Annotated in this window: 10 protein-coding genes; 5 read left to right on the top strand and 5 right to left on the bottom strand. The window is 44.7% G+C overall.

The window, feature by feature from the left end; translation table 11 throughout:
• Nucleotides 1-5 precede the first annotated feature (5 nt).
• Nucleotides 6-2,981: a methyl-accepting chemotaxis protein gene (locus tag AC3CIC_RS16640; protein ID WP_488516409.1), complete on the top strand. Its 2,976-nt coding sequence runs from the start codon at nt 6-8 to the stop codon at nt 2,979-2,981.
• 129 nt (nt 2,982-3,110) lie between these two features.
• On the opposite strand, the gene AC3CIC_RS16635 is transcribed toward AC3CIC_RS16640, so the two are convergent.
• Together AC3CIC_RS16635 and AC3CIC_RS16630 are read right to left on the bottom strand one after the other, a co-directional pair.
• Complete coding sequence (locus AC3CIC_RS16635; RefSeq protein WP_488516408.1) at nt 3,111-3,926, bottom strand: alpha/beta fold hydrolase; 816 nt, start codon at nt 3,924-3,926, stop codon at nt 3,111-3,113.
• Between the two features lie 44 nt (nt 3,927-3,970).
• Complete coding sequence (locus AC3CIC_RS16630; protein ID WP_488516407.1) at nt 3,971-4,252, bottom strand: hypothetical protein; 282 nt, start codon at nt 4,250-4,252, stop codon at nt 3,971-3,973.
• 926 nt (nt 4,253-5,178) lie between these two features.
• Between AC3CIC_RS16630 and AC3CIC_RS16625 the strand changes: the two genes are divergently transcribed.
• The 4 genes from AC3CIC_RS16625 to AC3CIC_RS16610 all read left to right on the top strand — a co-directional run bounded on the left by AC3CIC_RS16625 (nt 5,179) and on the right by AC3CIC_RS16610 (nt 10,012).
• Nucleotides 5,179-6,876: an ABC transporter ATP-binding protein gene (locus tag AC3CIC_RS16625; protein WP_488516406.1), complete on the top strand. Its 1,698-nt coding sequence runs from the start codon at nt 5,179-5,181 to the stop codon at nt 6,874-6,876.
• 124 nt (nt 6,877-7,000) lie between these two features.
• Nucleotides 7,001-8,122 (top strand): efflux RND transporter periplasmic adaptor subunit, encoded by a 1,122-nt coding sequence (locus tag AC3CIC_RS16620; protein ID WP_488516405.1) that lies wholly within the window; start codon nt 7,001-7,003, stop codon nt 8,120-8,122.
• Nucleotides 8,109-8,771: an ABC transporter ATP-binding protein gene (locus AC3CIC_RS16615; protein WP_488516404.1), complete on the top strand. Its 663-nt coding sequence runs from the start codon at nt 8,109-8,111 to the stop codon at nt 8,769-8,771. The genes AC3CIC_RS16620 and AC3CIC_RS16615 overlap by 14 nt, the downstream gene beginning before the upstream one ends.
• Complete coding sequence (locus tag AC3CIC_RS16610; RefSeq protein WP_488516403.1) at nt 8,768-10,012, top strand: ABC transporter permease; 1,245 nt, start codon at nt 8,768-8,770, stop codon at nt 10,010-10,012. The genes AC3CIC_RS16615 and AC3CIC_RS16610 overlap by 4 nt, the downstream gene beginning before the upstream one ends.
• On the opposite strand, the gene AC3CIC_RS16605 is transcribed toward AC3CIC_RS16610, so the two are convergent.
• Genes AC3CIC_RS16605 through AC3CIC_RS16595 form a run of 3 tightly spaced genes read right to left on the bottom strand, consistent with a single transcriptional unit; the run spans nt 10,007 to nt 11,668 of the window.
• Nucleotides 10,007-10,618, bottom strand: coding sequence for a CPBP family intramembrane glutamic endopeptidase (locus tag AC3CIC_RS16605; protein WP_488516402.1), 612 nt, complete (start codon nt 10,616-10,618; stop codon nt 10,007-10,009). The genes AC3CIC_RS16610 and AC3CIC_RS16605 overlap by 6 nt on opposite strands.
• The gene (locus tag AC3CIC_RS16600) at nt 10,615-11,223 is read right to left on the bottom strand and encodes a GNAT family N-acetyltransferase (RefSeq protein ID WP_016961568.1); all 609 of its coding nucleotides are present in this window, start codon (nt 11,221-11,223) and stop codon (nt 10,615-10,617) included. Before AC3CIC_RS16600 ends, AC3CIC_RS16605 begins: the two co-directional genes overlap by 4 nt.
• Entirely contained in the window at nt 11,216-11,668 is a 453-nt protein-coding gene (locus AC3CIC_RS16595) for a GNAT family N-acetyltransferase (protein ID WP_488516401.1), read from the bottom strand. Before AC3CIC_RS16595 ends, AC3CIC_RS16600 begins: the two co-directional genes overlap by 8 nt.
• Nucleotides 11,669-11,709 lie beyond the last annotated feature (41 nt).

The following is an 11,709-nucleotide window of genomic DNA, read 5'->3' as shown; positions in this document are numbered from 1 at the left end:
CGGGGATGCGAAAGTTTGAGGATTTTGCTCTGGTAAAGAAACTAACGGTGATTCTTTGCCTCATTGGTCTAGTTCCTACCATTTTCACGGCGGGCATTGGTCTGTATAGCTCATGGTCATCCATGGAGACGCAAAAAAGTGACTCACTCCAAGCCATCGCCCACTTAAAGGGAGATGCGTTAGAAAGCTATTTCAAAAACAGCAATAGTGTTCTTCTAAGCATCGCCGATAACCCAATGACGGCTTCCGCAGCCCCGGCGTTTAATAACGCATTTAACAATCACCCGCCGTTTAAACAGAGCCAACTGCCTGATATTCAGCGCTATTACCAAGAAAAATTCAACACCAAGTTCCAAGAAATTAACGGTGTTTCCTTGGATGCTGACGCGCTATTTGAAGCCATTGGCCCACAAGCATACGCACTTCAACATGCTTACATCACTAACAACCCTAACCCTCTTGGACAGAAACAAGCCCTGACACAAGCAGGCAACCAAGAGTATGATTTTACTCATCGTCGTTTCCATGCAGATTTCCAAAATTACGTTGAAAATTTTGGTTTCTACGACATCTTCTTAGTCGATTTAGAATCTGGCAACGTTGTGTATTCCGCTCACAAAGAAGTCGACTTTGCCACGAACCTGATTGACGGCCCGTTCGCAGAGTCCGGATTAGGTCATGCCTTTTCTGGCTTGCGTGAGCAACTCGCAGCGGGGCAATCGGTGAAAACCCACTTTGTCGACTACCAGCAATACCGTCCGTCTTATGACGCTCCAACCAGTTTTATCGCCACGCCTATTTATACAAACGGAGAGGCCGTTTCCGCACTGATTGTTCAATTGCCTATTGATCAAATATCCGCCGTCATGGGCAAAGATTATGGCTTAGGAGAAACGGGCGAATCCTTCGTAATTGGTCCAGACAAACGATTACGATCAGACACATTTCATAACGAAGAACTTACCGTTCTATCGTCGTTTAAAGATAACATTGTCGTTAATACCGAAGCGGTTGACACTGCAATGGCAAGCACCACCTCCGAACCACCTGCGGCTTTACACGGTGACAACTACAACGGTGAATCCACTCTGACGGTATATCAAAAGGTGAACGTTAGCCCTGATGTTGAGTGGCTTGTGGTAGTGGAGCAAGAGTCCAGCGAAGCCTTGGCAGCCGTTTTCACCCTGCAGATTATCTACTTGTTGGTTGTGGTGATTATGGTGTCACTGGTGTTGTTCACCGCGAAAACGTTTGGTCTTCGCATTTCACGTCCGATTCAGGAATTGTCAGCTTTCATTCTCGCATTGCGACAAAATTGGAATTTTTCAAACCGAGCCAAAGTGCACAGCAAAGATGAAGCGGGTCAAGCTGCCGAAGCACTTAATACCATGCTGGCATCGCTCAACGACGCAGTTGGAACGATTTCCACCACCATGAATGGCCTTTCTCAAGGCGACTTTACCCAACGAGTGAACACCGAAATGACGGGTGATTTGTTGGTGTTAAAGCGCAGCATCAATGAGTTCGCGGGGGAACTAGAAGCGACCGTCGAAGACATTGGGAACGTTATGTCCCAAATTGAGCAAGGTGACTTCAGTAATCGCGTGGTGAAAGACGCCCAAGGGCAATTAGCGACGCTGAAAAATCAGGTCAACAGCTCTGCGGCGACCACCGCTGCCTTTATCGCTGACACTAAAACCGTGATGGCGGCACTTGAAGTGGGTGACTATAACCCGCGTATTACTGCCCCTGCTGCGGGCGATCTGGCGTCGTTGAAAGAATCTATCAACCAATCGATAGCAAACACTGAAGGGATCATCATCAATATCTGTGATGTGATGGCATCAATGAGCGAAGGACGCTTCGGGCAAACGGTGTCGTTGAACGCACAGGGCAAGATGAATGAAATGAAAATGGCGGTAAACGGTGCCTCGACATCAACAGGCACCGTGATTGCCAATATTGTGTCAGTGATGAACCAGGTGTCGAACGGTGATTTTTCCGCTCGATGTGACACCAAGAATGTGTCTGGTGATTTGCGCCAATTAGCGACCTCAGTGAACCAGTCTGCGGAGAATATCGAGCACATATTGACGCATACACGACAAGTACTGGAGCAGTTGGCACAAGGTAACCTGACCGACAATTTCACTCTCGACGCTCAAGGCGATTACAAAACCCTGAAACAGGGTATCAATCAAACAATGGCTAGCTTGGCTGTCATGCTTAAAGAGATTCAGAGCACCGCTTCAACAGTGTCTAATACATCGGAAGAAACGTCCGCAGAAGTCTCTGGGTTAAACCAACAAATTGACACCCAAGTGAAAAGCTTGAAAGACGTTTCCACTTTGATGCGCGCCATGCGCAGCAACATTGATGAAGCTTTAGATCACGCCAATGTGTCGGTCTCGGTTTCACAAAAAGCGCTGGAGCATGCCCAAGAAAGTGAAGTGTTGGTAAAGCAAATCGAAAGCGCGATGGTGTCGATTATCGATTCCAGCCGCAAAATGCAGCAGATCATCAGTACCATTGAAGGCATTGCTTTCCAAACCAACTTGTTGGCACTCAATGCCAGCGTGGAAGCCGCAAGAGCGGGCGAACAAGGCCGAGGGTTCTCCGTCGTCGCGGGTGAAGTTCGTAATCTTGCACAACGCAGCGCAGAAGCGGCAAAAGAGATCTCAGCGCTAATTATCGAATCTGATGAACGCATCGTACTGGGCGCAGAGCAAGTGAACCTGTCCGGTGATTTACTCAATAAAATCACCGAGTCCAGCAACGAAGTATGCGCAAATTTCGACCGTGTGAATATATCCATCAAAGCACAATTTGACAGGGTCAGAGATGCATCTGACGGCGTAGAAGGTGTGGGCGATAGCATTCAGCAGAGCGCGCGTATCTTAACCCGAATTAACGACAATATGGACGGCGTAAGCGGGCAAGCGGAAAACCTGAATACCATGATTCGACGGTTTAAGTATTAATCTGCGTTAATCGTAAATACACAAAAAAGCACTGTTTGATTAATCATCACACAGTGCTTTTTTTAATCCACGGGCATTCATTTATCGCCGCTTGAAAGACGCGAAAGCCAGTCAGCTCGAATTAACAACTTAAGCGAAATTCTTCGCAAGGAAACGTGTCAACGCTTCATTCACAATTTCAGGCTGTTCAAGGCAACTGATGTGCCCTGCTTTGGGGATTAAGATGAACTCGCTACCGTCTATCGCATCATGCAACAGCATAGATTCAAGTGGCGGACGAGGCTTGTCTTCCGCACCCACCATCACCAGTGTTGGCAGCGTGAGCTTTTCAATATCATCAAAGGTATCACGGCGATCAAACACCATGCGACCAACGTGAACAATCGCTTTCGCTTTTTCACCGGAAAGCGCTGACAACCTCTTTTTGAATTCAGCAACAAGCTCAGGGATGTCTTGTTCGGCATTGCTAGCAAAAAATAACGGCGTGATAGCATCGACCATTGGCGGCGGAACCATTTCCAATTGTTCAATGGTGTCAAACATGGCCACGTATTTAGCCTTAGCGACTTCTGGCTCGTAGCCGACAAAAGTATCCATCAGCACCAATGCATTAACGCGAGTTGGGGCTTTCAATACCAACTCGGTTCCCCACATACCGCCAACAGACAGGCCCACCAATGCAAACTGCTCAATGCCTAACTGATCCATTAGACAAAGCACATCATCAGCGTAATCCAACAGTGACGTGGTTAAGTCCGGTGCAGCATCAGATTGCCCGTGCGCCCATAGCTCCGGCACAATACAGCGATACTGTTTACTTAACGCTTCAATTTGAGGCTGCCACATGGCGCTGTCCCACAAATAGCTATGCCCGAACACTACCACTGGGCCTTCACCCACATCTAAATACGACATGTTTCTGCCGTTTATTTGAATTTTTTCCATTTCAAATCCTATCTGTTTTCTACGTATTCGCTGAGGTTTCCTGACTAGAGCGATGAAACACCCTCTACTTCGACAACAGTGCTGGCGTTGGCGCGCTCAATGATCTTCACCAGTGCCGATTGAATCACTTCATTTTCTCTGGCATCGGTTTTACTCGCAAAGCGCTCTTCTTGAACCTCTGAGCCCTCATCGAGCGTGAACTGCACGGCAACTTCAGAAGCGCAATCTGCACGCTCCCCAAAGTACTGTATCGAAATTTGGGGGTAACCCTTGAAGCCTTTTTTGACCTGTTTAGCGATTCGTTTTTTCGCTTTGTCTACATTCATGCTGACCCCTTAAAGGCACTGAATCCCAGAAAAAATCTGCGCGACATCTCACTGGTTCGGCAGATAAGAATCAATTTTACCACGTGAAGCGCAATCCCCAGATAAAACAGTCAATTCAAAGCGAAAAAATAGACACTCATCCGTCACCCGACTGCGCCCCCCTCCAAAGCCATTAATCGTGCGCTTTATCCTGAGCGCGCTGACAACATCATCCACTCATAGAAAAGTTAGACTTAATAACTTTGCCCTAAAACGCAAGAACAAAGGAGACTTACCTTCCAAGGGCAGGGTGAGAACAGACATGTTGAACAACCAATATTCAAACTTAAAAAATAAGCCGAACATCATAAAAATAAATGAGAAACCAATTAGAAACCAACCAGAGTTCAATTAGAAATTAATAACCAACCAATTAGAAAATAATGAAAAAAAATAATATTTCCAGGTCTTAAACAAAAGACACCTTCATCATTTTAACAATTATATTTTCATACCTCGCCCTGATATTCGTTAATGGTTGACTTTTAAAAACACTACCACAACAATAGAATGGCACTTGCTTATTCAATAAGCAGTACACATTAACCACGTCAATCATTGGCTTTATTCATAGAAGGAAAAGATAATGAAAAAAATAAACTTTGTTGCGAAAAAAGGACCTGTACTTGCCACGAAGAAAAAGGAGCCTAATAAGCCAGGCCCTTGCTGTGGGACACCATAAATCACGCCAATAGATTATATTTGTTGGTTTATTTATAGGCTTATATTTAAAATACCTTATAGAAAATTTTAATTTTGGTGTTTTAACCATGAAGTTTGGGGATGACTTAACATCCCCTCTTTATCGTTAAGCTCTGATATTTGAAAATTAAGTCTATATACTTTTTACAATAAAAGCGGGTTTTCCTCAACGTCCGGATCAGACTGTGACCCGAATTTCTTATTTGTATAATCTCATCTATGCAAAAAGAAAACATCAATCGTTTTCTTTTTTACTAATGGCTTTATTGTTAACAGCATTTCAAGCCCCACTCCCCTACCTATCTGGTTATATCATCGATCAGGTTCTACCTGGTGAAGATTCTAATTTACTTCTAAAGGCCGTTTTTTTACTTGCTATTCTCTATAGCTGCTTCCTAATACTAAATTATGTTAACGCATGGTTTCGCCTAAAGGTGCGGAAAGAGATCATGATTGACTTTAACCAGAATGTCATTAAAAGCATACTGGGCATGAATTATAATCATCGACTCAAAATTAGTAACGGCGATTTGTTGTCTCGAGTTACAAGAGATATCGACCAGTTTGAAGTCATTATGCCCTATGGGTTATCAGACGCAATTCATCACATCGTCTTATCTATCGTATTGCTGGTGATCGTTTTTTTCTTGAACTGGCAATTAAGTTCAATACTTCTTGTCCTACTGCCTGCTGCTGTCATTGTTTACATGAGGTTCGACAGTGTATTGTGGTCCTCTTCTAAAGATGAAACTGATGCCTCCGCAAAAAAGCTCACTGTCATACAAGAAACCATTGAAGCTGATGCCGAAATAAAGATATACGATGCTGAAAATTTTTTCCTTACTCATTGTCGAAAAGCCGTTGAGCGATTGGAAAGTAAACGTTATATCCGGCAACTCTATGACACAAAAGTTAGCATGATTATTATGGGGATTCCCATGCTAGCTATGGTCATCATTTGGTATCTTGGCGGTGCCATGGTCATTGAGGAGCAACTCACTATAGGCTTAATAATCACCTACACAGCAACGCTAAACTTGATGGTGCCCTCTCTTATTAGAATTATTGAGTTTGTTTCAAGCCTCCCTAATGAATTGACAGCGTTAATGCGCGTAAAAGAATTATGCGATTTATCTCAGGTACCACCTAAACAAGGTTTAGCTGATAATTCTGACCCAAAAATAGAACATTTCACCGTATTTGAATCAATGAGTTTAGAAGGCATGAGTTTTTCCTATCATCATGACTACCCCTTATTCACTCGCCTAGACTTGGTTTTCGATAGAGGTCGAGCGCATTTGGTTAATGGTGGTAACGGTGCTGGCAAGTCGACGCTACTCACCATCCTGAGTGGAGAGCTGAAACCTCAATATGGGCAAATAAAACTAGATACCATTGACCTAAACGGCTTATCAAATCGGTCTCAGTGTATTGCGGTGGTCCCACAACGAATCCACATTATTTCAGACTCCATTCGAAATAACGTTACTTTCGGCCAGGATATTGATCAAGACAAAATTCAGACAGCTCTGTCTCTAGTCGGTCTAGATAAGTGGATTGATCGACTAGATAAAGGTATTGATCATGTCATTAAAGATGCGCATTCAGAATTATCGGGAGGCCAAATTCAAAAATTAGGCCTGGCACGAGCCATATTGCGGGATACACCTATTCTGCTCATGGACGAGCCTACGAACAACTTAGACAGTGAAGCTGTAAAGTTGCTCATCGATATTATTAGGTCACAAAAACAGTCAAAAATTGTTGTGATTGTAAGCCATGATGATCGCCTATTTGATGCAGTCGATCGCGTCGTTTACCTTGAAAATGATAGTTTACGTAACTCTACTCGAGTCACAGAAACTGCCACCAAAGAAGCTTAATTGGATGACAGTTTGACTTATCTACGAAAAATAAATAACTGCTCTCTTTGATATGGAAACATCGAATAAGCCACCTCGTCATGATTTGTTAATTATTAGGGATAGATAATTGAATGCATCTCTTATGAAACTTAAGCAGCCTGGTAAACGATCAATGAAAGGCTATTTTAAGCGCATGTTCGCTATCGTTGTTCTGGTTTTCGCTGCTACTGCGGGCTACTTTTTCTATGACAAGCCACCGCTGAACCTATCGGGGGTGCAAGTGCAACGTAATGATATGGCCTACATCATTCGAGTGACTGGTGAGGTTATTAATGACCGTACCGTTTCTTTGACTGCGTTAGTAAATGGCCGCGTCGAGCAGGTCTATGTTGCTCGTGGTGATCGGGTAAAGAAAGATGACACGCTGGCCTCCATGGATAACCGTGCATCCATGACTCGACTCAAACGCGCCAACGCTGTTGTTCAGCAAGAAATTGTTCGTTTGAAGGAGCAGCAGCAACGCTACAACCGAGTATCAGAGCTATCTGATAGAAATCTCGTCTCTGTCGAAGCGCTAGATCAGGTCAGATTTGAAATGGAAACGGCGCAAGCAGCCGTTGCTATTGCCCAAGCAGATGCCCAAATGAGTGCTATTGAGCAAGACTGGCAAAAGCTAGATGCGCCCTTTGATGCCGTTATCATTGATAAATGGACTGAATCAGGGCAATGGGTTGAAGCAGGAACACAACTTTTCCAACTCGTCGCCATTAAAGGATGGGAAATTGAGGCGAATTTAGATGCCGTTGACAGTGGCAGGATTCACGTTGGCCAAGTCGTTAATGTGAAATCTGATGCTTTTCCCAACCAAGGTTGGCAAACACAGATTCATTGGATTGGTCCCGCTATCGAACGCACAACAGAACGATACTTAAATACGTTTCCCGTGCGCATGGGGTTGGGCACAGATGCCCCAAAACTGCTATTGGGACAACAGCTCGATATTGAAATCGTAATAGAAGAACGTGGAAACACCCTCAGCCTGCCTTACAGCGCGCTGCGCGAACGCGAACCTGGCGTTTTTGAGGTTGCACTGATTGAACAAGGTGCCATCCACCTACAATCTGTTGAATCAGGATTAGAAACCGACACACACGTCGAAATACTCAGTGGGGTTCAAGAAGGGCAAAGGGTTGCGTTGTTTGATAGCGGATACCTTGAGAATGGGCGCACAGCAAGGTTTATAGAAAACCATGATCAACATTGAATCCTTGCATAAATCCTATTTCCGCGGAGACACCCCCTTACCCATCATTCGGGGTGTTGATCTGAAGATAGAACGCGGGGAGTTTGTGACGATAATGGGTGCCTCTGGTTCAGGAAAGAGCACCCTACTCAACATTATTGGCTGCTTAGACAACGCTGATACAGGCACCTACCATTTAGACGGCACGGCTGTTCATACCGCTAATTCTGATGGACTTGCTACGCTTCGTTCTTCATTGATTGGAACCATCTTTCAATCATTCAATTTGCTATCACGCCGCGATGCGTTAGCGAATGTCATGCTTCCGTTGGTGTATCAAGGTACCCCGCCCTCACAGCGTCAAGCGCTTGCTTTTGCCGCGCTTGAACGCGTAGGCCTAGCAGATCGCGCAACGCATTTACCCAACCAACTTTCAGGCGGCCAGCAACAACGTGTTGCTATTGCGCGAGCGTTAGTTAACAAGCCTAAGTTGCTTATTGCGGATGAGCCAACAGGTGCTTTAGACAGCCATACCGGGCAGCAGATTATGGATTTGTTTAAGGCGCTTCATGCTGAGGGCCATACCATTGTCATGGTTACTCACGATGCACATTTAGCCAAAACGGCTGACAGAGTCGTACACATGCGAGACGGTAGGATAGTGATATGAAAGGATGGCGAATTCTGCCTGATCTGTTTATTGAAGCACGACTTGCGATGCTGGCAAACTGGGGCAGATCAATGCTCAGTATGATTGGCATTGCTGTGGGTATAGCCGCAGTGATGACAGTGGATACCGTCAGTACGGGCGGGAAAGCATTCGTCATGCAGGAACTAGAAACATTTGGTCTCAAGTCTGTTTGGGTATATCGCGCGCAAAGCAACAAAGATCCACACAAACGAACACGAACAGGGACGGGCATCAATAACAATGATTTGATTGCCGTTCAAGGAGATTGCTGCCCTTCTGTCAGCCTCATCAGCCCTATCGTTACCCCTCGGGGACAAGCCCCTATCGTTCAAACTGGTAATCGATACAGCAACGCACAAGTGAGTGGTGTTAATCGGGATTATTTAACCATCAACAATGACCAGTTACGTATAGGAAGAGGCCTTAGAGAAATAGAAATCCGAAATCGTCGGCCTGTTGCAATGATTGGCGAAACCGTTGCGTCTGACCTGTTCCCGGGCATCGCTAACCCCTTAGGTCGTGCACTGCGAATATCAGGCCGTGAATATCAAGTTATTGGTGTTCTGCGCGCTAAAAGTCGGGATTTACTCGCTAGCATTGGTTCTGCTGGAGGCGATGTGAACAATCGAATTTTGGTCAGTTACCCTTTGGTACAGGCACTTAATGGCAACAACGACGTGAACTACATTCAAGCTGAAGCCTCAACGGTTGAGTCGGCTGAAGCGGCGGCTTCCCAGCTAAAAGGTGTTCTATCGAGACGTTATCAAGGCGTGTTTGAATATGAAAGCGGAACCCTCGCGTCTTACATCAGAACCACTGACAATATTCTTGGCGGCGTGACGATTGTCGGCATTATTGCCGCCTCTAGTGCTTTAATTGTAGGAGCCATCGGTGTTGCCGGTATCATGAGTACTGCTGTCGCGGAGCGAACACGAGAAATTGGTATTCGAGCGGCAATTGGTGCACATCGAAGCCACATAATGATTCAGTTTATCGTCGAGTCGGTACTCATTTGTCTGATTGGGGGGGTAGCGGGTTTAGCCGTTGGGATGCTCATCGGTGTTGTATTGAATTTTTTTACCGGCTTTCCCTTGTTTCCCGGCGTGCTAGGCGTAAGTATTGCGCTTTGCGTGTCGATATTGGTTGGGTTGGTGGCGGGGTATTTACCCGCTCGGAGAGCGGCACAAATGAAGCCAGTGGATGCGCTCAGGGATTCATGAAGGCATGGCTTTCGCTTGCTGCTCTTCATAATATGTCGCTGACAGGACAAGGACATTTCTGGTTAAATGGATAATCCAAACAAATAGCAATGAATCAGTCACAGCGTAAGCAACGCCAAGCAATACCGCGAAGAGAAAGAACTCTAGCGAATGCCATCCTAACGGTCTGTTTTCCTCGTGAACGACCCAAAATAGTAACGAAGAGAAACAGATTGCAACCCATGGTGAAAGCACCAATAATAATGTATTAATTAAAAACACTCGCCATATGAGCTCTTCGTAACACGTGATCCCTACTTGAAATAAGAGATAGTCTCGATTCTTCTTAAGAAGCTTAAACCCTTGAAAACAGTTAATAACAAATGTTCTTGGCTCAGGTGAACTTATTGGCAATCCGGCGAACAGCAAGGCGACCCCAGCACATATGCCACCTACAACAAGCACGCTCATTTCAAATAGAGGTATAACCTGCCAATCTATATAGAAATAGAGCGTATAAGCGATCACGGGCAGCATTAATAAGAAAGCAAGACGATCCCCAATGAGTCGCGGATAAAGAAATGACAAAACGATAACTGCAATAAACAGTAGAGCGAGCAAACTCACTCTTGGAAAATTCCTTTTTTAAAGTGACGGCGTAAAACACCCTCTTTGTGTTTTTGTAAGAAATCTCGGAAGTCATCTGAAAACATGGCATAAAGATGGTAGTCGTTCCATCCATCACCGACAGGAACGTAATTTTTAAGTACCCCTTCTTTTATTCCACCAAACTCCGCAAGACGAATTGAATCCTCATTTCCGGATAAAACATAGCCATAGATTTTATGTAAATTCATGACTTGAAATGCCATTTGAAGACTTAACAGTGCTATCTCAGGCCCAAAGACGCTGGTACGGTACGCCTCTTCGCCGACTAAGTAGCGAAGATCGGCAGTACGGCTTTTCCAGTCAATGTTATTGAACCAGACCATCCCTATTGGTTTACCGCTTTTGACAGAACACACCAATCCTAAAAGGCTTTCTGCACCATAGACAGTCGCGTTCTGTTCAAGCCACGCCATGGCTTGCTCTTTAGCACCATTGACATAGGTAGAGCTATCAAAGACCGTCGAATTAAGGTAAGGATCATCCAACCAGCGAGCTATTGTATCTATATCTTCGATATTTGGACGGCGCAAAGCGCAATAGATTCCACGAACACTATCAAACACGTTTATCCTCACTCCCCATCATTAATAAATCGTAATACGCGCCCTCAACAAAAATCTGGTTTCTTAGTCGCGCTTCTTCAGTGAAACCTAGACGTGTTAAGCAATCTATTTCTCGCTGCTCATTGGGGAGTAACTGAACGTAATACTTACCGAGATGGTATTGTTCAGCTAGCCAACTCATCACGGCCTGGATATGTTCATCAGCAAAATCATGTAACAAGTGGATATCAAGATAGGCAATGCCTTCGAACATGGCTTTTATTCTAACGAAGCCAACCTTGGTCTTTTTTTCATTAAAAACAACAAAATCACCATCACCCAACGCAGCATCAAGCTCTGACATTGAACAACCAAGAGGATAAGCAAGATTCTTATACGTCGAACACTTTAAATTCGATGATTCTATATTTAAAAAATCATCCACCGTTGCCAATCTAAACAACACTTAAATCACCATTCATATTTTCGGATCATTTAATCGTATAA

The sequence above is a fragment of the Enterovibrio sp. QJM3NY_24 genome (genome assembly GCF_057786035.1).
Note: the sequence above shows the minus strand (reverse complement) of the source record. Positions and strands in the feature narration are given on the sequence as shown.

Excerpts from the sequence above, each read along its gene's own strand:
- AC3CIC_RS16640 (WP_488516409.1), top strand. The coding sequence starts at position 6 with ATGCGAAAGTTTGAGGATTTTGCTCTGGTAAAGAAACTAACGGTGATT.
- AC3CIC_RS16635 (WP_488516408.1), bottom strand. The coding sequence starts at position 3,926 with ATGGAAAAAATTCAAATAAACGGCAGAAACATGTCGTATTTAGATGTG.
- AC3CIC_RS16630 (WP_488516407.1), bottom strand. The coding sequence starts at position 4,252 with ATGAATGTAGACAAAGCGAAAAAACGAATCGCTAAACAGGTCAAAAAA.
- AC3CIC_RS16620 (WP_488516405.1), top strand. The coding sequence starts at position 7,001 with ATGAAACTTAAGCAGCCTGGTAAACGATCAATGAAAGGCTATTTTAAG.
- AC3CIC_RS16615 (WP_488516404.1), top strand. The coding sequence starts at position 8,109 with ATGATCAACATTGAATCCTTGCATAAATCCTATTTCCGCGGAGACACC.
- AC3CIC_RS16610 (WP_488516403.1), top strand. The coding sequence starts at position 8,768 with ATGAAAGGATGGCGAATTCTGCCTGATCTGTTTATTGAAGCACGACTT.